Origin of the sequence: Micromonospora parva, from assembly GCF_040649675.1 — a bacterium.
Taxonomy (GTDB): Bacteria; Actinomycetota; Actinomycetes; order Mycobacteriales; family Micromonosporaceae; genus Micromonospora; species Micromonospora parva.
On record NZ_JBEZFX010000001.1, the window covers coordinates 799,836 to 823,293 of the forward strand.

Genomic DNA, 23,458 nt, shown 5'->3' on the forward strand with positions numbered 1-23,458 from the left:
GGCACGCCCACCGGGTCGCGGGGGCTGCCGGCCGCCAGGATATCCGCGCCGGCAGCGGATAGGTTGACGGCATGGCCCGGGCCCAGTTCAGCGCAGAGACCAGCGGCGGTGGCGCGTTCGTCCGCCAGCCGAACCGGTTCACCGGTCGGGTCACCGCCGACTCGACAGCCCCACCCGGCGGCGGCCCGGACGAGGAGGACCGTTGGCCACTGGAGGCCGGCCGTTACCGGCTGATCTGGTGCCGCGCCTGCCCCTGGGCACACCGGGCGAGGATCGTGCGCGGCCTGCTCGGGCTGGACGACGCGATCTCGCTGGGCACCGTCGACCCGATCCGGGACGAGCGGGGCTGGGCGTTCGCCCTCGACCCGGACGGCTTCGACCCGGTCCTCGGGGTGAGCTTCCTCTCCGAGGCGTACCTGGCCACCGACCCCGACTACACCGGCCGGGTGACGGTGCCGGCGCTGGTGGACACCCTGACCGGCCGGGTGGTCACCAACGACTACCCGCAGCTCACTCTCGACTTCTCCACCGAGTGGCGGCGGCTGCACCGGCCCGACGCACCGGATCTGTACCCGGTCGACCTGCGCCCCGAGATGGACGCGCTGATGGCAGAGATCCACGCCGACGTCAACAACGGCGTCTACCGGTGCGGGTTCGCCACCTCGCAGGAGGCGTACGACGAGGCGTTCCGGGCACTCTTCGCCCGGCTGGATGCGCTCTCCGAGCGGCTGGCCGGGCAGCGTTACCTGATGGGCGACGCGATCACCGAGGCGGACGTGCGGCTGTTCACGACGCTGGTCCGCTTCGACGCGGCGTACCACGGGCACTTCAAGTGCAACCGCGACAAGCTGACCGAGATGCCGGTGCTCTGGGCGTACGCCCGGGACCTGTTCCAGACGCCGGGCTTCGGCGAGACGGTGGACTTCGACCACATCAAGCGGCACTACTACGGCACGCACCGGGAGATCAATCCCAGCGGCATCGTGCCACTCGGGCCGGACGAGTCGGGCTGGCGCACGCCGCACGGGCGTGGCTGAGCCGGGTCGGTCCGCCGCCCCGAGCGCGCCCACGACGGGCGGGGACATCGCCCGCCGGGCCGCCGGGTCCGCCGCGGCCGGCTGCACCCTGGCCGGCGCGGTGGCGGTGACGCTCGCCGTGGTCGCCGGTCCCGGTCCAGGGCTCACGGGGTACGTCAGCGAGGCGGGCATCGCCGGCAGCGCCCACGCCGCTACGTACCGGATCGGGATCCTGGCCCTCGCCGCCGCGTTGCTGCTGATCGGCGCGGCGCTGCCCCCGGGGGTGTGGGCGGCGGCTCCGGCGCTGCTCGCCACCGGGGCCGTGTTCACCGCCGTGTCCGGGGCGGTGACCTGCTCCGACGGTTGCCCGTTGCCACCGTTCGAGCGGGCGACGACGGCGGACCTGGTGCACGGCGGCGCGAGCATCGCGGCGACCGCGGCGGTGGTCTTCGCCATGATCACGCTTGCCGTCTCCGGGTCGGTCGGCAGCATGGTGCGCCGACTGGCGGGCGGGGCCGCCGTGCTGGCCCTGCCGCTCTGCGCCACTGTGGGGTTGGCGATGCTCGTCATCGGCCGGGGCACACTGGTGGGGGTGCTGGAACGACTGATCCTCGCCCTCGCGGTGCTGTGGGGCCTGTGCACCGCCACCGCACTGGCCCTCTGTAAGGAGCCTCACCCCGATCGGTCCTTCCAATAAGCGGGAATCGGCGTAACGTCGGCGAGCGATGACCAATGTCTGGGGCCTCACTGTCCGCCTGTATGTCGATCTCCGACTGCAGGCCAGTGGCATCTGTCCGGGCTAGCCGTTTCTACGCCTGCCCCGATCGGACCGGACAATTGGATAGATCTTCATGCCCTTCAGCCTGCGCAAAATTCCCTTCTCCGTGCAGATCCTGCTCGGCCTCGTGCTCGGCGTGGCGCTGGGCTTCCTGGCCCGCACCAACGACCTGAGCTGGCTGACCAGCACCCTGCACACCGTCGGCAGCCTCTTCATCCAGCTGCTCAAGCTGGCCGTGCCGCCGCTGGTCTTCACCGCCATCGTGGTCAGCGTGGTCAGCCTGCGTGGCGTCGCCAACGCCGCCCGGCTCGCTCTCAAGACCCTGATGTGGTTCGGCATCACCGCGCTGATCGCGGTGAGCATCGGCATCGGCCTCGGCCTGCTCACCAACCCCGGCAAGGGGGTGACCCTCGACCTGGGTGGCGCCACGGCGCCGAAGAAGACCGGTTCGTGGACCGACTTCCTCACCGGCATCGTGCCCACCAACCCGGTCGGCGCGTTCGTCGAGGGCAACGTCCTGCAGATCGTCTTCCTGGCCGTCGTCATCGGTGCCGCGGCCCTGCTGGTCGGCGAGGCCGCCGAACCGTTCGTGGCGCTGAACCGCTCCCTGCTGGAGATCGTCCAGAAGGCGCTCTGGTGGGTCATCCGGCTCGCCCCGATCGGCACCCTCGGCCTGATCGGCAACGCCGTCGCCTCGTACGGCTGGGACCTGCTGGCGCCCCTCGCGAAGTTCACCACCGCCGTCTACGTCGGCTGCGCCATCGTGCTGTTCGTGGTCTACCCGCTGGTCCTGATCCTTGCCGGCCGGCTCAACCCGCTGCGCTTCTTCGCCGGTGCCTGGCCGGCGATCGAGCTGGCCTTCGTGTCCCGCTCCTCGGTCGGCACCATGCCGGTCACCCAGCGCTCCGTCGAGCGGCTCGGTGTGCCCCGCGAGTACGCCTCGTTCGCGGTGCCCTTCGGCGCCACCACGAAGATGGACGGCTGCGCCGCCATCTACCCGGCCCTCGCCGCGATCTTCGTGGCCCAGGTGTTCGGCGTGCAGCTCGGCATCGGCGACTACCTGCTGATCGCCTTCGTCTCGGTGGTCGGCTCGGCGGCCACCGCCGGTCTGACCGGCGCGATCGTGATGCTCACCCTCACCCTCAGCACGCTGGGCCTGCCGCTGGCCGGCGCCGGCCTGCTGCTGGCCATCGACCCGATCCTGGACATGATCCGCACCGCCACCAACGTCGCGGGGCAGGCACTGGTGCCGACGGTGGTCGCCGCCCGCGAGGGCACCCTCGACCGCACCGCGTACGAGTCCGCCGGCCGGCGTGACCTGACCGAGCCGGAGCCGGCAGCCGACACCCGACCCGAGCTCAGCCCCGTTCCTGCCTGATCGGTTCACCCAGACGACGACGGGCCCCTCTCCCCGGGGGCCCGTCGTCGTGTCGGAGAGGATGACCCCATGAGTTCCCTGTTCACTCCCCTGGCCCTGCGCGCTGTCACACTGCCCAACCGGATCGCCATGGCACCCATGTGCCAGTACTCCGCCGGCCCCGACGGTCTGCCCACCGACTGGCACCTGATCCACCTCGGCAGTCGTGCTGTCGGCGGCGCCGGCCTGGTCCTGACCGAGGCGACCGCCGTGCTTCCCGAGGGCCGGATCAGCCCGCAGGACACCGGCCTCTGGTCAGGTGCGCACGTCGACGCCTGGCGGCCGGTGACCGCGTTCGTCGCCGCCCACGGCGCGGTGCCGGCCGTACAGCTCGCCCACGCCGGCTTCAAGGCCTCCACCTACCGTCCGTGGGCGCCGGAGCGCGGCGGCGTGCCGGACGCCGAGGGCGGCTGGACGCCCGTCGCCCCCGGCTCGGAGCCGTTCACCGCCGGCTACCGGACGCCGACCAGCCTGGACGAGGCCGGCATCGCCGGTGTGGTCGAGGCGTTCGCGGCCGGAGCCGAGCGCGCAGTGGACGCCGGCTTCGCCGCCGTGGAGATCCACGCCGCGCACGGCTACCTGCTCAACGAGTTCCTCTCGCCGTTGACCAACCACCGCACCGACGGCTACGGCGGCGACCGTGCCGCCCGGATGCGACTGACCCTGGAGGTGGCCCGCGCGGTGCGCGCCGCGGTCGGCGAGGACGTGCCGGTGCTGACCCGGATCTCCGCCACCGACTGGGTCGAGGGTGGCTGGACGATCGACGACAGCGTGGTGCTCGCCGGTGAGCTGGCCGGCGTCGGCGTCGACCTGGTCGACGCGTCCTCCGGCGGGGTGAGCGTGGACCAGCGCGTCCCGCTCGGCCCCGGCTACCAGGTGCCGCTGGCCGCCCAGATCCGCCGCGACGCCGGCGTGCCGACCGGCGCGGTGGGCCTGATCGTGGAGCCTGAGCACGCCGAGCAGATCGTCGCCGGCGGCGAGGCCGACCTGGTGCTGCTGGGCCGGGAGTTGCTGCGCGACCCCTACTGGCCGCGTCGGGCCGCCGCGAAGCTCGGCGTCGCCTACTCCGGGCCCGCCCAGTACGCCCGCGCCGCCTGAACCCCGACCGGTCGGGCGGCCGCCCACACGGCGGCCGCCCGACCGTCGGTCAACCGGCCAGGTGCGACCAGTCGCCCTCCAGGTCCTGCCAGGTGCCCTGGGCCGCCACCGTGCCGCCGAGCAGCACCACCACGTGGTCGGCCCGGACCAACGCGGCCCGCTTCGCCGTCGAACCGACAACCGTCACGCCATGGCCGCGCAACGCCTCCCACAGCGCCAGCTCGGTGGTGACGTCCAGCGCCGACGACACATCGTCGGCGACCAGCAGTTCGGTACGCGGGGCCAGCGCCCGGGCCAGCGCCAGCCGCTGCAACTGCCCCCCGGAGAGCCGGGTGCCCTTGTGCCCGATGAGCAGGCCCAGCCCTCCACCGGCGGCGGCCAGGTCATGGTCGAGCTGGGCGGTGCTGACCGCCCCGGCCGCGTCCACCTGGTGCCCGAGGGCGATGTTGTCGGCCACCGTGCCGGACAGCACCCGGGGCAACTGGGCGACGTAGCCGACCTGGTTGGGACGCAGGAACAGCTCCGGCTCGGTGACCGGGTCACCGTTCCAGGCCAGCTCGCCGGTGTGGTGCACGATCCCGGCCAGCCCGCGCAGCAACGACGACTTGCCCGACCCCACCGGCCCGACGACCAGCACCAACTGGCCCCGCTGCACGGTCAGGTCCACCTCGCGGACGGCCACCGTACCGTCGGAGTGCACCACCCCGAAGCCGCGCAACTCCAGCCGACGCAGCGGATGGCGGGGCGGCATGGTCGGCGCGGGCGCCGTCCCGGCGGTCAGGTCGACCTCCGGCACCCCCGCCGAGTACGCGCTCACCCCGGTCATCGCCGCGGTTCGCCGGGTCCAGACCCGCGCCGAGGGCAGCTGCGAGATCAACGACGCCGTGGTCCAGGCGAACCAGCGGGCCGCGCCCAGCGTGGAGACGGCCACCAGCACCGCCCCGGCGGAGAGCGAACCGTTCAGGTACAACGCCCAGGCGCCGATCGGCAGCAGCCCGCTGGCCATCGACGGGGTGGAACGCGCCCACACCTGCACCGCGATCTCCCGCCGCTGCCGGTCGCTGCGCAGCACGTCCAGGCCCGCCAGGTGACGCAGCACCGCAGTGGTCGCGCCGGCGAGCTTCACCGTCCGCGCCGCGGAGAGCGCGGAGACCAGCGCGGTGGCGAACGCGGCCCGCGCCGCCACCGTCGCCCGGGCCGCGCGCTCCAGTTTCGGCCCGAACAACGTCGCGGCCAGCCCGGAGACGACCATCGTGCCGAGGAAGAACAGCCCGGGTACGACACTGCCGGTGACCGCCGTCATGGCGACCACGAGCACCAGCGCGACGGTCTGGTCCAGCACGTTGTCGGCGAGCTGGACCACCCGCTCGGTGTCCCCACCCTGCGCCACCACCTCGGCCGGGGTGTGTGAGCTGACCCGACGCGGCCCGGTCTGGCCGTGCACCAGGCGAAGGCCGATGCGCAGCATCTGCCGCACCCACCACTGCGGGAACCAGACATGGGTGTAGAACGGCAGCGGCAGGGTGATCAACAGCCCGGCGACGATCCCCACCGCCGGCAGGTACGGGCTGCCCGTCCCGTCGACCAGGTCCGCCCAGAGCCAGGGCAGCACCGGGCCGTCCAGCCCGAGCAGGCTGAGGCCGAGGAACAGCACGATCGCCGCCGCACCGTACCGGGGATCGTTGGTGCACAGCCGGAAGATCTCCCGCAGCGTCCTGGCCGGCGGCACGGGCGGCAGTGGCGGCGGATCGGCCCGGGTCGGCGCGACCGGCTCGGTCGGCCCGGCCGGCGCGACCAGGGCGGGCACCGGCGCGACCGGCTCGCTCGGCCAGGCGTTGGCCGGGTCGGGGCCGACCAGCAGGTCGGTGCCGGTGCGACCCGACGGCGTCACCGTGGCGTACGCGGCGGCGTGGCTGGTCGCCAACAGTTCGGCGAAGCGGGTCGACGTCTCCAGCGGACCGGCCTCGACCACCGCGCCGTCGGCCAGGACGACCACCTCGTCACAGCGGCGTACCGAGGAGAGCCGGTGCGCGATGACGATGCCGATCCGGTCGCGCAGCAGCCGTTCGGTGGCGCGCTGCACCCGCGCCTCGGTGACCGGGTCCAGGCGCGCGGTGGCCTCGTCGAGGATCACCACGTGCGGCTCCCGCACCAGGATCCGGGCGAACGCCACCAACTGCTCCTGACCGGCGGAGAGCACATGCCCGCCCTCCCCCAGCCGGGTCGCCAACCCGTCCGGCAACTCGGCGATCCAACCGGCCAGGCCCAACTCGTCGAGCGCCCGGGCCGCCGCGTCGAGCAGCTCCGGGTCGAAGAGCGCGACGTTCTCGGCGAGCGTGCCGCCCAGGATCTCGGTACGCTGCGGCACCAGCGCCACCCAGCGGCGCAACTGCTCGACGTCGAGGTCACACAGGTCGGTGCCGCCGAGGAAGACAGTGCCCGGCGGCACGTCGACCGCCCGGGTGAGCACCTTCGCCAACGTCGACTTGCCCGAACCGGTCCGTCCGATCAGCGCGTACGACCGACCACGGGCGAAGGTGAGGCTGAGCCCGCGTAGCGCGGCCCCCCGGTCACTCTCCCCGTACCCGAATGTCAGGTCCCGAATGCGCAGGTCGCCCTCGCTCGGGCTGGCCCCGCCGACCGGTTCCTGCCGGGCCTTGTAGAGCAACTGCACCCGCGCCCACGCGCCGAGGGCCTCCTGGATCTCCGGCACCATCCGGCTGACATGTTCCGCGGTGGCCCCGAACGCCAGGGCGAGCAGCCAGATGGCGGTGAGCCGGGCGGCGTCGATCCGGTCGGTGGCCAACGCCCACGCACCGCCGAGCACCACCGCGCCGATGCCAGCCCGGATCGTCGCGGTGGCCACCGTCGCCACCCGGGCGGACAACACCCAGACCACACTGCCCCGCGACAGCACGGCAGCGGCCCGCCGGGCGTACAACCGCAGCACGTACGGCCGCGCCAAACTGGTGCGTACGTCATCCTGGCCGTGCACCGCCTCCTCCATCACGGCGGCCAGGTCGGACCACGCCTCCTCCTCGGCCATCCGGGCCGGGCCGATCCGTGCCGTGGGCCGACGCAGTCCGATTGCGAGCACCACCGTGAGCAGCAGCATCGCAATCCCCGCCGGCCACCAGACGACAAGCGCGACCACCATCGACAACAGACCGACGCAGAGGCCCTGGGCCAGCCGGGTGCCCTGGTTCCGAACCGCCGACGCCACCTGATAGACATCCCCGTCGATGCGGTCCAGCAGCTCACCCACCGGGGTGGTCTCCAGGGTGGGCAGGTCCTGCCCGAGAGCGACGCGACAGAGCCGGCGACGCACGTCGGCGGACCAGTCGGCGGTCAGGCCGGCCATCAACAGGCTCACCGCGAGGTCGCTGAGGACCACAGCGACCAGAGCCCCGGCCAACACGGCGAAGAAGCCAGCAGAACGATGCACCAGCACCGCGCCGGCCAGCGCCGACGCGCCCGCCTGCCCAGCGGCGCCCACCACGATCAGAACGGCCACTATCGTCATACGGCGGGTCGAGGTGCCCCACAGATCACGGAGCAGGCGCATGGAAAGTCCTCCGGGACGTGGGTGGCGGAGACCTCAGCCTGCCGGCGCCAACCCGTCAACTCAACCGATTTTCCGGTCCTGAGCAGGGCCTCCGCCGGTTCAGCCAGGAGCAGCGGCGGACCGGCCCAGGCCCCGTCCGCCGTCACCCATCGGCCCCGTCCGCCATCGACCATCCGTCCCGGGCCCGCCCCTACCGCACGGCACGGCCCGGACGACCCGTACGCCCGGCCGCACACCCGACGGGGCGTTTCGTGGTTCTTGATCGACTCGGGTTTCATGAAGTCGGGGTGTCCCGGCGTCCCGGATACCCCGGTTTCCGTGAACCCGAGTGGATCACGGGCGTGCGGGCCGCTTCGGCGCCGTGGGGCCGTTGTCGTGTGGGTGGTGTGTCGGGTCGTGGGGTGTTTGTGGGTGGTGACCGGGCGCACCCGTAGGCGGGAATCGTGGCCGGGCCGGGGTCGTTACACACCCTGACGATCGCAGCAGCACCTCCCGCCGCCCGGTCTTCACGGGCGCGGGATCCGAGGTCCGGCAGGGTGGAATGCCCCCCGCCACCCGGTCGTTATGGTCCCCACGACCGACCGCAGGCACCGCCGTGATGGGGGTGCCGACAGGTTGGGCCACCGGGGAATGACCCCGGCCGCCCGGTCGTTGTGACCCCCACGATCGACCGCAGGCACCGCCTCCCCGTGGGTGCCGACGGGATGGGCCACCCCGGAATGACCCCGGCCCCCCGGTCGTTACACCTGGACCCCGGCGCCACGAGCCCCCGCGCCCGTGAAGTCGCCGACCCCTCAGACTTTTCCCGTTTGTTTGTGCAGCGCCGGACGAGGTGCTCACACCCCGCCGCCGTTCCCCCCTTTGGCGGTTCGGGTGTTCCTACCCCCGAAGGAGCTACCCCCATGAACACGATCTTCCGTAAGAGCATGCTGTCCGTTGCTGGTCTCGCGTTCGCCGGTGGTGTGTTCGCCGGCCCGATCGCGGCCCACGCCAACCCGGTAGTGGACGCCAAGCCCGCCGCCACTGCGGTGGCGGTGCAGGCGGCGAAGCCGCAGGGCGACCAGTCGCACATCACCCTCAACGACGAGCAGACCGCCAACGTCAAGGCGATCATCGCCGCCACGAAGAAGGCCGGCCTGCCCGAGCGCGCCGCGGTCATCTCCATCGCGACGAGCCTGCAGGAGTCCAAGCTGGAAAACCTGGGCCACCTCGGCGACAAGAACGACCACGACTCGCTGGGCCTGTTCCAGCAGCGCCCGAGCTCGGGTTGGGGTACCCCGGAGCAGATCACCGACCCCGAGTACTCCACGACCGCGTTCCTCAAGGGCCTCAAGCAGGTCGACGGGTGGCAGGACATGCCGCTGACCGACGCCGCGCAGACCGTGCAGGTCTCGGCCTACCCGGACGCCTACGCCCAGTGGGAGCAGCAGGCCACCGACCTCGTCGCCCAGCACTGGAACAGCTGACCCGCACCACCGCGCCACCGCACGGTAGGACCGTGAGAACACCGACCGCTGGCCGGCACCCGCAACCCGGGGTGCCGGCCAGCGGCCTTTGCATTGCCATCGACCGCCCGGCACCCGAACCATTGACCACCTGACGCCAGACGCCCGGCCACCGGAACGCCGGACGCCGGAACGACAGACGCCGGACCCGGAACGCCAGACGCCAGACGCCAGACGCCGGAACGACAGACACCGGACCCCGCAATGCCAGACGCCGGGACACCGGGACGCCGGCCGTGATGGTGGGGGTGGGCCATGCAGGGGGTCACCGGGCGGCTCGGATGGCCTCATCAAGCAGCGTTCGTTTACAGATCTTGGACACTTTCCGTTCCGCCCTGACGGAAAGTGTCCAAGATCTGCAGGGATACCCCACCGCGGCCCACCCGCAGCGGTCAGAAGAGGACGGTGGCCAGGGTGCCGATCGGCTGGAAGCCGCAGCGCTCGTAGACGCGGCGGGCCGGGAGGTTGAAGTCGTTGACGTACAGGCTGACGGTGGGGGCGACCCGCAGCAGCGCGTCGCGCACCACGGCTGCCATGGCGGCGGTGGCGATCCCCCGGCCCCGCCACTCCGGTGCCACCCAGACGCCCTGGATCTGCGCCGTCCGCTTGGTGACAACGGCGAGTTCGGCCTTGAACACCACTTTGCCGTCGATGATGCGGGCGTACGCGCGACCGGTCCGGACCAGGTCGTTGACCCGCCGGCGGTAGCTGCGTCCGCCGTCCTCGGCGAGTGGGGAGACGCCGACCTCTTCGGTGTACATGGCTACCGCCGCCGGGAAGAGCCGGTCGACCTCGCCGGAGCGGACCTGGCGTACCTCCGGGTCGGCCGGTACGGGTGGCAGCGTGTCGGTGACCAGCAGCGGCTGATTGGGGCGGACGTCTCGCGCTGGCCCCCAGGTGTCGGAGAGGCGGTCCCACAGCCCGAGGACGGCGTCGGCCCGGCCGACGATGGAGGAGCAGAGCCGTTCCTCGCCGGCGAGCAGGTCGGCGAAGGCGCCCACCGCGGCATCGCTGGCCAGCACCGGGGTCAGGTTGCCGCCGAGCCAGCAGAGTGATTCGAGGTTGCGGCGGGCTCCGTACCCCAGGATTCTGCCTTCGGCCCGCCACCAGGAGAGCCCGCGCGCGGCGATCCGCTCGGCGACCTGCGCGCCCGCGAACGGGTCATGGTCGAGCAGTCGCTCGACCGCGCGCCGCTCCGATTCCCCCAGTTGGCGTACCGGCACCGTCAGCACGACTATCAGCCTGCCAGATTGACCCCCCGCTCCGCCGGTCGAGTGACAAGGCCGGCACCGGCTTCACGGGGCGGCGTCCGCCCGGCCCATCGGACGACCGGGGGCACCAGGGCTCCGAGCAGGAGGAACAGGGCACCGAGCACAAGCCAGCCGGGTACGCCCCAGCCGAGCGCAAGGGAGGTCACCACCACCGGCGCGAGCATCTTGCCCAGTTCGTAGCCCATGCCGTACGCGCCCTGGTACTGCCCCTGGGCGTCCGCCGGTGCCAGCCCGAAGGAGATGCCCCAGCCGGCGGCGGAGTGCCACAGCTCACCGGTGACGTGGGCGACCGCCCCGAGGCCGAGCAGGCTCACCGCGCCGGCCGTGGGCAGCGCACCGCTGGCGGCGAAGAGTACGCAGGCCAGGGCGATGGCGACGCCGGCTCGACGGGCGGCGCGGGCGGCTCCGGGCACTGTGGCGGCGGTACGCGCGGCGCGGACCTGAAGGAGCACCACCAGCACGGTGTTGACAAGCGTCAACGCGGAGATCATCCAGGCGGGGGCCCGGGTGTGGCCGGCGATCCACAGCGGCAGGGCGATGGTGAGCAGGCTGAAGTGCATCGACATCAGCCCGTCGACCAGTGTGAAGGCGAGGAACGGGCGATCGCGTAGGGCGACCAGTCGAGGGCCGTGCGCCGGGGCGGCGACCGGGGCGACGGTCGGCAGTCGGAGGAAGATCACCGCCGCGGCCAGTGACGTCGCCGCCGAGGCCAGGATCAGCGCGACGTAAGCGGTGCGGGTGTCGGCGGCGATGGCGAAGCCGCCGAGGACGGCACCGACGGAGATCCCGACGTTGGTGGTGGCTCGCAGGTAGGCGCGGGTGCGGACCCGCTCGCCGGCCGGGATCGCTCCGGCGATCAGCGCGCCGCGGGCGCCGCGTTCGATCGCGTCGGCGAGCGCGGTGGCGGCTCCCACCAGTACGAGCGTGGGCAGCGACCGGACGGCGATCAGGCCGATGGTGAGGGTGCCGGCGGCGAACAGCGCACCGACCTGCACTCCACGTGGGCCGACGCGGTCGGCCAGGTAGCCGCTCGGTGTGCTGGCCAGCACCCCGACCAGAGCCGAGATGGTCAGCCCGATGCCCACCTGGGTTGCCGAGAGGCCGACCGACCGGGTGAGGAAGAGCGCGCTGGCGACGAGCCAGAGGCCCCGCCCGACGGTCTTGACCAGGGTGCCGAGGGTGAGGACCCGGGACGGACCCGGCGGGGGTAGCAGGCGCATGACCGAGACTTTAGCAAGACGTACGTACGGTTTGGGAACCGCTGGTTGCCGACGATGCATTGCCGATATATCGTTGATGCATCAGCGATAGTCCTCCGAAGGGAAGAGCCCGATGAGGTTCCACCGACAGCACCACCCGATGCACGAAGCCCGGATGCGGGGATTCGGCTTCCCGCCGGTCCCGCCCGGCCCGCACGGTCATGGCCACGAGCACGGACCCGGCGGCGGCCCCTGGGGCGGCCGGGGCCGTGGACGGGGTCGGGGCCGACGCCCCAACGTCCGCGCCTCCGTCCTGGCCCTGCTCACCGAGCGGCCGATGCACGGCTACGAGATGATCCAGGAGATCGACTCCCGCACCGGCGGTGCGTGGCGGCCGAGCCCGGGCTCGATCTACCCCACCCTCCAGCTACTGGAGGACGAGGGCGTGATCGTCGCCAGCACCGAGGAGTCCGGTGGTGGGCGGAAGCGGTTCACCGTCAGCGAGGCCGGTCAGGCCGAGGCCACCGAGGCCGCGCAGACCCCGCCGTGGGCGGACGTCGCCCAGGGCACGGTGAGCAGCTGGCACGACATCCGCGACTCCGGCGCACAGGCGATGAACGCCCTGCGCCAGGTGATGATGCACGGCACCGACGACCAGCGCGAGCGGGCCGCTCAGGTGCTCGACGAGACCCGACGCAAGCTGTACGCAATCCTCGCCGAATCCGAGTGACGCCAGCACCGCGCCACGACGCCCGAGCGCCACAGACACGAACGCACCACGAGACACGAACATCACCACGAGACGCGAACATCACCACGAGCACGAGCGCCACAACCCACGAAAACCACAGCAGCACTGACGCGAAGCGGCCGTTCCCCGAATGGGGAACGGCCGCTTCGTCCAGATGGAAAATCAGTGCACGGTGACGGTCGGGCCGGTGACCAGCCCGCGCAGCTCCTCGGGGAGTTCGGCGCCCATCTCGTCGGCGATCCGCAGCGCCTCCTCGATCAGCGTCTCGACGATCTGCGCCTCAGGCACCGTCTTGACGACCTGCCCCTTCACGAAGATCTGGCCCTTGCCGTTGCCGGAGGCGACGCCGAGGTCGGCTTCCCGAGCCTCACCCGGACCGTTGACGACGCAGCCCATGACGGCGACCCGCAGCGGCACCGGCAGCCCTTCCAGACCGGCGGTGACCTCCTCGGCGAGCTTGTAGACATCCACCTGGGCCCGCCCACAGGACGGGCACGAGACGATCTCCAGGCCGCGCTCGCGCAGACCGAGGGACTCCAGGATCTGGTTGCCGACCTTGATCTCTTCCACCGGCGGGGCGGAGAGCGACACCCGGATCGTGTCGCCGATCCCCTCGGCCAGCAGCGCGCCGAAGGCGACCGCCGACTTGATGGTGCCCTGGAACGCCGGCCCGGCCTCGGTGACGCCGAGGTGCAGCGGGTAGTCGCACTGCTCGGCGAGCTGCCGGTACGCCCGGATCATCACGACCGGGTCGTTGTGCTTCACCGAGATCTTGATGTCGCGGAAGCCGTGCTCCTCGAAGAGCGAGCACTCCCACAGCGCCGACTCGACAAGCGCCTCGGCGGTGGCCTTGCCGTACTTGCTCAGCAGGCGCTTGTCCAGCGACCCGGCGTTGACGCCGATCCGGATCGGCACCCCCGCGTCCCCGGCGGCCCGGGCGATCTCCTTGACCTTGTCGTCGAACTGGCGGATGTTGCCCGGGTTGACCCGGACCGCCGCGCAGCCGGCGTCGATCGCGGCGAAGACGTACTTGGGCTGGAAGTGGATGTCGGCGATCACCGGGATCTGCGACTTCTTGGCGATCGCGGGCAGCGCCTCCACGTCGTCCTGGGACGGCACCGCCACCCGGACGATCTGGCAGCCGGACGCGGTCAGCTCGGCGATCTGCTGAAGGGTCGCGTTGACGTCGGAGGTGAGGGTCGTGGTCATCGACTGCACCGACACCGGCGCACCACCACCGACCGGAACCGAACCGACCATGATCTGGCGGCTGGCCCGACGGGGTGCGAGCGACGGGGGCGGCACGGCGGGCATACCGAGACTGATAGCTGTCACTTCAGGCACTCACCTTGAGAAGAGCGTGATCGGGTTGACGACGTCCGCGGCGATGGTCAGCAGCGTGAACGCGCCACCGATCAGGATCACCACGTACGTGAAGGGCATCAGTTTGAGGTAGTCCACCCGGCCGGGGTCGGCCCGACCGATCCGCGCGTAGACCCAGGAGCGGGCCCGTTCGAACCAGGCGATGGCGATGTGGCCGCCGTCCACCGGGAGCAGCGGCAGCAGGTTGAACACGCCGATGAAGAAGTTCAGCGACACGAAGAGCATGAAGAAGACCAGCCAGGCGTTGTTCTCCACCGCCTCGCCGCCGAGCCGGCTGGCGCCGACCACGCTGATCGGGGTGTCGACGTCCCGTTCGCCGCCGGTGAGGGCGGTCCACAGGGCGGGGACCTTCTGCGGGAGGCGCTGGAGCGCCTGGGCGGTGCCGACGGCCAGGTCACCGGTGAAGTCGGCGGTGGCGCCGAAGGCGCCGACCGGGCCGTACGTCACGCGGGTGGGCGTGCTCGGAACGAGCCCGACGCCAAGCGCGGCCACCGGCGCGGCGGTGCCGTTGGGATCGTCCAGCGGCGGGCGCTGGGTCTGCGCGAGCACCGTGCTGGTGGTGGCGGGCTGCCCGTCGCGGACGTACGCGATCTGCGCGGTTTCGCCCGGCTTGAGGCTGCGCAGCGTGGTGAGCAGGTCGCCGTAGTTGCCGATCGGGGTGCCGTTGATCGAGGTGATCCGGTCACCGTTCTTCAACTGCGCCTGGGCGGCCGGGCTGGCCGCGTCGGCGGAGGTGCACGCCCGCACCGCGTTCTCCGGGACCACGCAATCGCTGAGCTGGATGACGGCGGGCTCCTGGCGGGCCTGCGCGTCGGTGGTCGGGAAGTCGGGGTTGGGCAGGCCGGCGGAGACGGCGAGGATCCAGATGGTGACCAGGGCGAGCGCGAAGTGCGTGATCGACCCGGCGGCCATCACGATCGTCCGTTTCCAGACCGGGTAGCGCCACATCACCCGCGACTCGTCGCCCGGCTCGACGTCGTCGTCCTGCGGCGTCATCCCGACGATCTTGCAGAAGCCGCCGAGAGGGATGCCCTTGAGTCCGTACTCCGTCTCACCCCGGCGGAACGACCAGATGGTGGGGCCGAAACCCACGAAGTACTTGGTGACCTTCATCCCGAACGCCTTGGCGGTCAGCAGGTGACCGGCCTCGTGCAGGCTCACCGAGATGAGAATGGCCAGGGCGAAGAGGACCACCCCGAGCAGGTACGACATCAAGCTCCTTCCACCGAACCCGCGATGATCTCCTGCGCGTGCGCGCGCGCCCACGACTCGGCCGCGAGCACGTCCTCGACGGTACCTGGTTCGTCGAAGTCCGGAGCCTCCTCCAACACGCGTTCGAGTGTGTCGACGATGCCGAGGAACGGCAGCCGGCCCGCCACGAACGCGGCCACGCACTCCTCGTTCGCCGCGTTGTAGATCGCCGGGCGGCAGCGCCCGGCCTCCCCGGCGGCCTTGGCCAGGGCGACGGCCGGGAACGCCTCGTCGTCGAGCGGCGCGAACTCCCAGGTGTGCGCGGCCGTCCAGTCGACGGCGGTGGCGGCCTCGGGAACCCGGTCCGGCCAGCCCATGCCGAGCGCGATCGGCAGCCGCATGTCCGGTGGGCTGGCCTGGGCGATCGTCGAGCCGTCGACGAACTCGACCATCGAGTGGATCACCGACTGCGGGTGCACCATCACGGTGATGTCGGCGTAGGGCACGTCGAACAGCTCGTGCGCCTCGATCACCTCCAGCGCCTTGTTGACCATGGTCGCGGAGTTGATCGTGACGACCGGCCCCATGTTCCAGGTCGGGTGCGCGAGCGCCTGCTCCGGCGTGACCTGCGTCAACTCGTCGCGCCGCCGACCCCGGAACGGGCCGCCGCTGGCCGTGACGATCAGCCGCCGCACCTCACCGCGCGCCCCGGAGCGCAGGCACTGGGCCAGCGCCGAGTGCTCCGAGTCGACCGGCACGATCTGCCCCGGCCGCGTCACCGCGGCCTTGACCAGCGGGCCGCCAGCCACCAGCGACTCCTTGTTGGCAAGCGCGAGGGTACGACCACCGCGCAGCGCGGCCAGCGTAGGAGCGAGGCCCAGCGAGCCGACCACCCCGTTGAGCACGATGTCGCACGGCCACTGGGCCAGCTCGGTCATCGCGTCCGGGCCGGCCACGATCTTGGGAAGCTTGAAGTCGCCGGTGGCCCAGCCGCGCCGGCTCGCCTCGGCGTAGAACGCGAGTTGCAGGTCCTGCGCGGCGGACGCCTTGGCCACCCCGACCGCCTCGACGCCCAGTTCGAGGGCCTGCGTGGCGAGCAGTTCGACATTGCCGCCGCCGGCACCGACGGCGACGACCCGGAACCGGTCCGGGTTGCGCCGGACGATGTCGATGGCCTGGGTGCCGATCGAGCCGGTGGACCCGAGCAGAACGAGGTCGCGGGGGGAAGTCACGAAGCCATTCTTCCCCACCCGGGCTGCACGCCCGCTGGGAGCCTCAGGCCTCGCCGTCCGCCGACTCTTCCGGGGGCGCTTCCTCGCCGAGCAGGTCGTCCGGGTCGATGGTGAACTCGAACGGCTCGCGCATCACGAAGGGTGTCCCGGCCGCGGCGGCGGCCACCGGCCGGTACTCCCCCTCGGTCAGCTCGTACAGCGCGATGGTGGGCACCCGATTGCGCAGGTCGACCCGGAGGAAGAACGGCACACCGGCGGCGGCGTACTCGCGCGGACGGTCGATGATGTCCTTGCGCCGGTTTCCGGGCGAGACGATCTCCCCGAGAAGCACGGCGTGCCTGATGTCCATCGTCGTTCGGCCGCCGCCAGGAGCGTCGAGAATGACGATGTCCGGGATGAAGAGATCTTCGCCAGAGACGATGTTCGTCTCGAGATAGAGCCACAGCTTCGCCCGACGGGCCGCCTGCTTGAGGAGATAGGCGAGACCCAGCTCCGCGTCCTGATGGTCATACCCGGCATGTGGTGTCACGATCACGCTTCCGCTCAGGACCTCAACCTTGGGGCCGTTGGTCTCCGGCAACAGGTCGAGGGCGAGCTGCGCGGTCCACGGCTCGTCGTGCCACCGCAGCACGTCGAACGACGGCTCGGTGTGCTGCGGCGCCGGCTCCGGCGCGAACGCTGCCTGGGCCATCCGGGCTCACCCCCTCAGCGGACCATCCTGCTCAGGTCAGCCTAGTCACCGCAGCCCCAGAAGCGCGGCATCGCACACCCGGTCCGTTGATCCGAGATGACGACATCGAGGCACGCGGCCTCACGTGGCGCGTGCAGATCTTGGACACTTTCCGTCATCGCCGAACGGAAAGTGTCCAAGATCTGCGGGCCGGCACCCGATCGGCCTCGGTCCGGCGTCGTGCGACGGCCAGCCACACCGCTGCGCCGACGCAGAGGACGGCCAGCAGGGACAGCAGCACCAGGGCCGGATTGATCCAGGCGGGCACCAGGTCGTGGGTGGCGTTGCACCGATCGTGCAGCGGGAACCATCGCGACGACTCACGCCAGTGGGCGGCGCGGTAGGCACTGTCGTAGTTGACGCCGGCCTGTCGGCAGGACTCCGCCGAACTCATGGAGGAACCCGCGAACGCCCCGACGAACCACGTGACAGCGGTGGCGACGATCGAGAGGCCGGCCGTCGCGACGAACCAGCCTGGAGTCTTCCACCGGCCGGTGAGCAGGGGTCGGCCCCAGAACCAGAGCAGGAACAGAGCGGGTACGGCGAGGCAGAGCCCGGTCGTGACGACACCCATCCCGTCTGTCCGCCTTCCCCCCAGCGAGCTGGTCTTGATCATTGCACGGGCTGGCTCGCCGCCGTGAGGCGTCCGCATCGTCACCCCCACAGCACGGAAGTCGGGGTGCCCGCGCGCTGCGGACACCCCGACGTCACCTAGCGCGTGCCGATCAGGGGGTGATGACGAACTGGGAGCCCGGCTGGATGACGATGTTGCCGTCGGCCGAGTTGGTGATTGTCACGTTGGTGAGGTTGGCGTTGCCGCGCGCGCCGCCCATCGCGAGGATGCCGGCACCGTTGTTCGACTTGTCGATCCGCACGTTGGTGATGGCGACGTTCGGCATGTTGCCGCCGCCATTCTTGAACTGGATGCCGTCGTACGTCGAATCGATGATGTCGGTGTCGCGGATGGTGACCCCGACGATGTCCCGGGTGGCGGGGAACAGGGTGATCGCACCGAACTCCTGGTCCTCGTTCCAGAAGGCGCCGCCGGTGCGGTAGAGCCCGTTGTTGGCGATCAACGTCGTCCCGGAGAACGGCAGCGGGTCGTGGTCGGTCGCCAGCATGATGCCCGGGTAGTTGGCGGTGTCGTAGATCAGGTTGTTCTCGATCGAGTTGTCGTAGCCGCCGTAGATGGCGATGCCGTTGGCCCGCCAGGGCAACTGGATGGTGTTGTTGACGAAGTGGTTGTCGTGGGCGATGTCGACGTTGCGGTCCTTGACGTACGGGTTGGCCCAGACGGCCAGGGCGTCGTCGCCGGTGGTGCGGAACGACGAGTTGAACACCCGCGAGTTGCGCGTGCCGTTGCTGAAGTTGATGCCGTCGGCGTACGTGTTGCGGATCCGCATGCCGGTGAACTCCAGCCCGTCGGCCGGCCCCCACAGGTCGGGGATGTTGTCGTAGTCGCGGCCGACCCAGACACCCACGTTGGCGTGCTCGATCCAGACGTTGCTGATCCGGGTGCCGGTGCCGAAGCGACCGTTCAGACCGACACCGCCCTCGGCGTTGCCGTCGCCGCCGCGGATCCGGCCGGAGCCGAAGATGGCGATGTCGGAGATCTGGGTGTTCTTGTCGATGTCGAAGCCGAAGTTGCCCTCGTGCGGGTGGTTGATGCCACCGGCGTTCTGCGGCTCGGTGAGCGTGTAGAGCTGCGAGTGCCACATGCCGGCGCCCCGGATGGTGACGTTGCTGATGCCGACCTGGTTGTGCGTACCCCGGTTCAGTGGGTCGTCGGTCAGGATCTTCTGCTCCTGCCGCCACTGCCCGGCAGGGATCCAGACGCAGCTGATGACGCCGTTCTGGTCGTCGGTCACCGCCCGCTGGATGGCGGCGGTGTCGTCGAGCCCGTCGTTCGGGACCGCACCGTACTGGGTGATCGAGGTGCAGCCGGCCGGTTGGCTCGCCGCCGGCGCCACCTGCTCCAGGTCAATCATGTCGATGACGTAGAAGGCGGCGGTGTCACCCGAGTCGCGCTGCAACTTGAACCGGGTGCCGGCCGGGTACGACTGCGCCAGCAGCGCGTTCGACTCATCGAAGAGCCGTCGGGCGTCGGCCTGCGGGGTGTTGGTGAGCGCCTCCGGTCCGTCGGTGTTGCCGTAGAGCCAGCTGTGCTTCGACGACAGGGTCAACTTCCGGGAGAAGACGTCGTTGACGTAGAGGCTGATGGTCGCCTCGATACCGCCACCACCGGGGGCGTCCGGGATGGAGTTGCGCACCACTATCGAGTTGGCCTGGTTGGTCGAGGTGAACTCGACGAACTGGCCGGTGCCGGTGAGTCGTACCGACTTGCGGCCCGAGGACTCGCTGGCGAAGTTGGTGTGCCCGAAGGTGCGCAGCGGGTCGGCCTCCAGCAGCGTGCCCTGGTAACGACCGGCCTCCGCCTCGTACGAGACGTACGGGACGGCGGCCCCGCGCCCGACCACTATCGACTGGCTCAACGAGTTGTTCGTCTCGTTGGTCTCGGTGACCACGTTCGTGGCGTCGGCGGTGGCGGTGAGGGTGGCGCCGCCGCTGGTGGCGGTCCAACTACCGCTGACGGCCACGGTGGCCGTCGCGCCGGCCGCGATCGAGGCGGTGGTGGCGTTGAGCGTGGTGCCGCCCGCCACCAGCCGGGTGACGGTGGTGGTGCCGGTCGCCGCGGTGCCCCGGTTGCGCACCGCCACGGTGAAGCTGACGGACGCTCCGACGGCCGGGTTCGGCGGGTTCGAGGCGATGCTGAGCACCTGGAGGTCGGGGCCCGGGGCCTGCGTCACGACCAGCGGCGACGCGGCGGTGAAGCTGTTGTTGCCGTTGTTCTGCTCGACGATCGTGTTCGCCGGGTCGACCACCGCCGCGACGGCGTAGCTGCCCATCGGCCGGGTGCCGGCGTTGAACGACACCGTGGTCGAGGCGCCCGCGGCGAGCGCACCCACCGAGGCGCTGCCGACGACCGCGCCGGCCAGGCTGAAGTTCACAGTTGTCGCGCCGGCGGACGCCGACCCGGTGTTCTGCACCACGGCCGAGAGGGTGACCGGCGAGACCTCGCTGGGCGACGCCGGCGACCAGGTCACCGAGCTGACCACCAGGTCCGGGTTGGGCGCCGGGGTGCCGCACACCTCAAGCTCGGCGACCTGACCGGACGGGGCACCGGTGTTGCCGGTGAACCGCAACTGCACGTCAGCGGTGGTGGCGGTGACCGGGATGGTCACCACGTTGGTGCCCTGGACGAACTGGTAGGCCGCCGCCGACACCAGGCTGGTGTACGCCGACGACGCCTGGTCGCGACCGAGGACCTGGATGGTCTGGGTACGGGTGCCCCAGGCCGGGTCGGGGTTGAGCTTCACAGTGACACCGGAGATGGCGTGGTTCGCGCCCAACGCCACTGTCAGGTTCTGCGGGTAACTCGCCGCACCCTCCCAGTAGGTGCCGAGCTGCCCGTCGTTCGCCTTGTCCGGGGTGAAGCTGAAGGTGGAGCCGCTCGCCGTCATGCTCTTGCCCTGCGCCACGTTGGTGCAGGGGGGCGGGTTGCTGCCGGTCCGGGTGACGGTGTTGCTGTTGCCGGAGAGGTTGCCGGCGGCGTCGCGGGCCCGGACGTAGTAGGACACCGTCGCCGTGGCCGGCTGGGTGTCCTGATAGGTCAGGACGGTGCCCAGCGTCGCGATCAGGCTGCCGCCCCGGTAGACGTTGTAGCCGGCCAGCCCGCTACCACCGGAGTCGGTGGAGGCACCCCAGTTCAGCGTGATCGTGCTGCCCGACGTGCTCTGCGACAGCGTGCCCGGGACGCTCGGCGCGGTGGTGTCCGGGCTGGTGCCGCCGCTGCCGTACACCTCCAGCTCGGAGAGCTGCCCGGCGGGCCAGCCGCTGTTGGCGGTGACGGTGATCCGGACGTAGCGGGTGGACGTCGAGCTGAAGTTGATCGTGACGGTGCTGCCGCTCGCCGGGTTGAAGGTGTACGTCTGCGACCCCACCAGGTCGGTGAAGGACGAGCCGTTGGCGCTGCCTCGCACGCTCAGCGTCTGCGTCCGGGTCCCCCAACCGGCGGTCGGCAGTTTCAGCACCACCTGGTTGACGCTCTGCGACGAGCCGAGATCGACCTGCACCCACTGCGGGAACGCGTTGTTGACGCTCTCCCAGTAGCTGCCCGCGTTGCCGTCGACGACCTTCGACGAGTCGTAGACGTCGGCGTGGCCGCTCTCCTGGGTGGGACGGCCCTGCGCGAGGTTGGTGGCCGCCGGGGCGAAGCTACTGGTCGCTGCTGCTGCGGTGTCGGCGGGACGGGCGGCGGCCGGGGTCGCGACGGCGGTCGCCCCGGCCGTGGCGATCAGCGCGGCGACGGCCGTGGCCGCCACCATCCTGAACAGATTCGTTCGTCTCATGACTGTCCTGTCGTCGGGGGCGGTTGCCGCGGTGGCGTGACCACGGGGGTGGGGGTGCGGCGGTGCAGCGCCGGCCGACGCGGGTGGGCCGGTGCCGAGAGAGACGGGATGGCACGGGCGGCGCGGGGGCGCCGCTCGTCCTGGGAACACCAGATGGGTACGACCATCAACGGGCCCCCGAGGAGGCCCGTTGAATCTTCCGAGGCTGTGCGCAGAACCGTGCATGTCTTTGTCGAAATCTTGCGCTACTTTGGCCCAAAGGTTACTGACGTGCTACGGGAGCGTCAACACTTCGACACCCGTGATTATTGACGGAGTTGTCTGCCCTGATGGCCGTCGTCCCTGCTGACCTGCCCACGATTTCGGGGAAGGTGCGACCTCCCGACGACTGGAGGCCACACCTTCCCCGAAGTTGCGCGGATCTTGCGTCAGGTCGTACGGGAACGATCAGTCATCTGGTGCCGTCAGGACGAACGTCTCCAACAGCTCTCCGCCGTACCAGTCGGTGCGCTGACCGACGTGCGCCATGCCCAGCCGCCGAGCCACCGCCATCGACGGCTCGTTGCCCGGCGACACCACCGCGTAGATCTCCCGGGTTCCGGCGGCGAACTCCCGCGCGACGAGCGCACGAGCGGCCTCGGTGGCGTACCCGTGACCCCACGAGTCCGGGTGCAGGTGCCAGCCCGTCTCGATGTCCTCGGTCAGCACCGCCTCGTCCCGTCCCGGCATCGGCTTGAGCAGCACCGTGCCCACCACCGTGCCGGTCTCGCGCACCTCGATCGCCCAGGTGCCGTACCGGCCCCCGTCCGCCGCGTGCCGGTGCTGCCAGATGCGCAGCCGCTCGACGGCCTGGGCCGGGTCGGTCATCGGCAGGCCCGGCGACACCGCCAACCAGCGGGTGATCTCCGGACGGGAGTAGATGTCGTAGATCCGGGCCAGATCGGCCGGATCGTCGGTCCAGTCACGCAGGATCAGGCGTTCGGTGGTGAGAACAGTCATGACCGGCGATCTTAAGGAGTGACGGCCCCAACGATGGGGAAGGAGGACCCGATGGGCAACGGATGGCAGCGCACGAAACGGATCACCAGTGCCGCGTTCCGTCCGGTGCGCGGACGGGACCTGTCGCTGCACGCCGCCGCGATCACCTTCTACGGGGCGATCGCCGTGGTGCCGGTCGCCCTGCTGGCGATCTGGCTCACCTCGCTGGTGGCCGGGGCCGACCGGGTACGCCGGCTCACCTCGTACGCCGTGGAGGCCCTGCCCACCGCGATCGGCGCGCCCCGGGCGGTGGACGCGCTCGTCAACGCCGGGGTGGAGCTGACCCCGCTGCTCGCGCTGGCCTCCCTGCTGCCCGCCTCGCTGTACGGCGAGGGTCTGCGCCGGGCGTTCGTTTCGGTGGCCGCGCCCCGCTCCGACGAGCACCTGGTCGGTTGGCGGGGCCGGCTCCTGCTGCTGCCACTGCTCGCGCCGGCCCCCGCACTGCTGCTGTCGATCCTGCTGGCGCTCCCGCTCACCACCCGCCTCGTACGCCAGGGCGGTTGGCTCGGTGTGCTGGGCGTGGTGCTGTCGTTCCTGGGGGTCTGGCTGGTGCTCACGCCGGTGCTGGTGTGGGTGTTCCGGGTCGTCGGGCCGGCCTCACCGGACTGGCTCTCCACCCTCGGGATCGGGTCGTTCACGGCGGCGAACCTCTCCGGCTTCATGCACGGCTTCGTCCTCTTCGCCTCGCTCCCGCTGGATCTGGGGGTGCCGTTCGGCGGCTTCGACGAGATCGGCGCGGGGGTGGCCGTACTCCTCTGGCTCTACCTGTTCCACGTGATCGTCCTGGCCGGCTACTCCGCCACCCTGGCCCTCTCCCACTGGCGCACCAAACCCACCCGCTGACCCCTCTTGATCACCCGCGCTGCTCCCCGCGC

The 23,458-nt window shown here is 71.1% G+C and carries 17 protein-coding genes; 7 read left to right on the forward strand and 10 right to left on the reverse strand.

The window, feature by feature from the left end; all coding sequences use genetic code 11:
* Positions 1 to 71: 71 nt before the first annotated feature.
* From AB0C03_RS03520 to AB0C03_RS03535, 4 genes are all read left to right on the forward strand, one after another.
* Positions 72 to 1,037 (forward strand): glutathione S-transferase family protein, encoded by a 966-nt coding sequence (locus AB0C03_RS03520; RefSeq protein WP_030337632.1) that lies wholly within the window; start codon positions 72 to 74, stop codon positions 1,035 to 1,037.
* A complete protein-coding gene (locus AB0C03_RS03525; RefSeq protein WP_051708861.1) occupies positions 1,030 to 1,713 on the forward strand; it encodes a DUF998 domain-containing protein in 684 nt (227 codons plus the stop codon). Before AB0C03_RS03520 ends, AB0C03_RS03525 begins: the two co-directional genes overlap by 8 nt.
* 166 nt (positions 1,714 to 1,879) lie before the next feature.
* Positions 1,880 to 3,172 (forward strand): dicarboxylate/amino acid:cation symporter, encoded by a 1,293-nt coding sequence (locus AB0C03_RS03530; protein ID WP_030337634.1) that lies wholly within the window; start codon positions 1,880 to 1,882, stop codon positions 3,170 to 3,172.
* 69 nt (positions 3,173 to 3,241) lie between these two features.
* Positions 3,242 to 4,309 carry an NADH:flavin oxidoreductase/NADH oxidase gene (locus tag AB0C03_RS03535; protein ID WP_030337635.1) on the forward strand — a complete coding sequence of 356 codons (1,068 nt, stop codon included), beginning with the start codon at positions 3,242 to 3,244 and terminating at the stop codon, positions 4,307 to 4,309.
* A gap of 49 nt (positions 4,310 to 4,358) precedes the next feature.
* Here AB0C03_RS03535 and AB0C03_RS03540 read toward each other — a convergent pair whose 3' ends face one another.
* Positions 4,359 to 7,874 (reverse strand): ATP-binding cassette domain-containing protein, encoded by a 3,516-nt coding sequence (locus tag AB0C03_RS03540; RefSeq protein WP_357633960.1) that lies wholly within the window; start codon positions 7,872 to 7,874, stop codon positions 4,359 to 4,361.
* Positions 7,875 to 8,776: 902 nt separating this feature from the next.
* Here AB0C03_RS03540 and AB0C03_RS03545 point away from each other — a divergent pair.
* Positions 8,777 to 9,340 (forward strand): hypothetical protein, encoded by a 564-nt coding sequence (locus AB0C03_RS03545; RefSeq protein WP_357633964.1) that lies wholly within the window; start codon positions 8,777 to 8,779, stop codon positions 9,338 to 9,340.
* A gap of 431 nt (positions 9,341 to 9,771) precedes the next feature.
* On the opposite strand, the gene AB0C03_RS03550 is transcribed toward AB0C03_RS03545, so the two are convergent.
* Together AB0C03_RS03550 and AB0C03_RS03555 are read right to left on the reverse strand one after the other, a co-directional pair.
* Complete coding sequence (locus AB0C03_RS03550; protein WP_030335160.1) at positions 9,772 to 10,611, reverse strand: GNAT family N-acetyltransferase; 840 nt, start codon at positions 10,609 to 10,611, stop codon at positions 9,772 to 9,774.
* A gap of 5 nt (positions 10,612 to 10,616) precedes the next feature.
* Positions 10,617 to 11,870 carry an MFS transporter gene (locus tag AB0C03_RS03555; RefSeq protein ID WP_030335161.1) on the reverse strand — a complete coding sequence of 418 codons (1,254 nt, stop codon included), beginning with the start codon at positions 11,868 to 11,870 and terminating at the stop codon, positions 10,617 to 10,619.
* Positions 11,871 to 11,982: 112 nt separating this feature from the next.
* On the opposite strand from AB0C03_RS03555, the gene AB0C03_RS03560 reads away from it, so the two are divergent.
* Complete coding sequence (locus AB0C03_RS03560; protein WP_030335162.1) at positions 11,983 to 12,579, forward strand: PadR family transcriptional regulator; 597 nt, start codon at positions 11,983 to 11,985, stop codon at positions 12,577 to 12,579.
* A 183-nt stretch (positions 12,580 to 12,762) separates the two neighbouring features.
* Here the strand turns inward: AB0C03_RS03560 and ispG are convergent, their stop codons facing one another.
* The 7 genes from ispG to AB0C03_RS03595 form a co-directional block, all read right to left on the reverse strand.
* The gene (gene ispG / locus AB0C03_RS03565) at positions 12,763 to 13,935 is read right to left on the reverse strand and encodes a flavodoxin-dependent (E)-4-hydroxy-3-methylbut-2-enyl-diphosphate synthase (protein WP_030335165.1); all 1,173 of its coding nucleotides are present in this window, start codon (positions 13,933 to 13,935) and stop codon (positions 12,763 to 12,765) included.
* Between the two features lie 9 nt (positions 13,936 to 13,944).
* On the reverse strand, positions 13,945 to 15,195 hold the full coding sequence (locus AB0C03_RS03570) for a M50 family metallopeptidase (protein WP_030335167.1): 1,251 nt from the start codon (positions 15,193 to 15,195) through the stop codon (positions 13,945 to 13,947).
* A complete protein-coding gene (gene dxr, locus AB0C03_RS03575) occupies positions 15,195 to 16,406 on the reverse strand; it encodes a 1-deoxy-D-xylulose-5-phosphate reductoisomerase (protein WP_030335169.1) in 1,212 nt (403 codons plus the stop codon). The genes AB0C03_RS03570 and dxr overlap by 1 nt, the downstream gene beginning before the upstream one ends.
* A gap of 43 nt (positions 16,407 to 16,449) precedes the next feature.
* Positions 16,450 to 17,097 carry a Uma2 family endonuclease gene (locus tag AB0C03_RS03580; RefSeq protein ID WP_051708722.1) on the reverse strand — a complete coding sequence of 216 codons (648 nt, stop codon included), beginning with the start codon at positions 17,095 to 17,097 and terminating at the stop codon, positions 16,450 to 16,452.
* A gap of 154 nt (positions 17,098 to 17,251) precedes the next feature.
* The gene (locus tag AB0C03_RS03585; RefSeq protein ID WP_051708723.1) at positions 17,252 to 17,710 is read right to left on the reverse strand and encodes a hypothetical protein; all 459 of its coding nucleotides are present in this window, start codon (positions 17,708 to 17,710) and stop codon (positions 17,252 to 17,254) included.
* A 151-nt stretch (positions 17,711 to 17,861) separates the two neighbouring features.
* Positions 17,862 to 21,545 carry a CARDB domain-containing protein gene (locus AB0C03_RS03590; RefSeq protein WP_357633972.1) on the reverse strand — a complete coding sequence of 1,228 codons (3,684 nt, stop codon included), beginning with the start codon at positions 21,543 to 21,545 and terminating at the stop codon, positions 17,862 to 17,864.
* 447 nt (positions 21,546 to 21,992) lie between these two features.
* Positions 21,993 to 22,544 carry a GNAT family N-acetyltransferase gene (locus tag AB0C03_RS03595; RefSeq protein WP_030335177.1) on the reverse strand — a complete coding sequence of 184 codons (552 nt, stop codon included), beginning with the start codon at positions 22,542 to 22,544 and terminating at the stop codon, positions 21,993 to 21,995.
* Positions 22,545 to 22,595: 51 nt separating this feature from the next.
* Between AB0C03_RS03595 and AB0C03_RS03600 the strand changes: the two genes are divergently transcribed.
* Positions 22,596 to 23,426 carry a YhjD/YihY/BrkB family envelope integrity protein gene (locus AB0C03_RS03600; protein WP_030335179.1) on the forward strand — a complete coding sequence of 277 codons (831 nt, stop codon included), beginning with the start codon at positions 22,596 to 22,598 and terminating at the stop codon, positions 23,424 to 23,426.
* The last annotated feature ends 32 nt before the right edge of the window (positions 23,427 to 23,458 follow it).

Coding starts and splice junctions, on each gene's coding strand:
- AB0C03_RS03545 (WP_357633964.1), top strand. CDS start 8,777: ATGAACACGATCTTCCGTAAGAGCATGCTGTCCGTTGCTGGTCTCGCG.
- AB0C03_RS03595 (WP_030335177.1), bottom strand. CDS start 22,544: ATGACTGTTCTCACCACCGAACGCCTGATCCTGCGTGACTGGACCGAC.
- AB0C03_RS03520 (WP_030337632.1), top strand. CDS start 72: ATGGCCCGGGCCCAGTTCAGCGCAGAGACCAGCGGCGGTGGCGCGTTC.
- AB0C03_RS03535 (WP_030337635.1), top strand. CDS start 3,242: ATGAGTTCCCTGTTCACTCCCCTGGCCCTGCGCGCTGTCACACTGCCC.
- AB0C03_RS03555 (WP_030335161.1), bottom strand. CDS start 11,870: ATGCGCCTGCTACCCCCGCCGGGTCCGTCCCGGGTCCTCACCCTCGGC.
- AB0C03_RS03570 (WP_030335167.1), bottom strand. CDS start 15,195: ATGTCGTACCTGCTCGGGGTGGTCCTCTTCGCCCTGGCCATTCTCATC.
- AB0C03_RS03585 (WP_051708723.1), bottom strand. CDS start 17,710: ATGGGTGTCGTCACGACCGGGCTCTGCCTCGCCGTACCCGCTCTGTTC.
- AB0C03_RS03580 (WP_051708722.1), bottom strand. CDS start 17,097: ATGGCCCAGGCAGCGTTCGCGCCGGAGCCGGCGCCGCAGCACACCGAG.
- AB0C03_RS03590 (WP_357633972.1), bottom strand. CDS start 21,545: ATGAGACGAACGAATCTGTTCAGGATGGTGGCGGCCACGGCCGTCGCC.
- AB0C03_RS03560 (WP_030335162.1), top strand. CDS start 11,983: ATGAGGTTCCACCGACAGCACCACCCGATGCACGAAGCCCGGATGCGG.
- AB0C03_RS03600 (WP_030335179.1), top strand. CDS start 22,596: ATGGGCAACGGATGGCAGCGCACGAAACGGATCACCAGTGCCGCGTTC.
- AB0C03_RS03540 (WP_357633960.1), bottom strand. CDS start 7,874: ATGCGCCTGCTCCGTGATCTGTGGGGCACCTCGACCCGCCGTATGACG.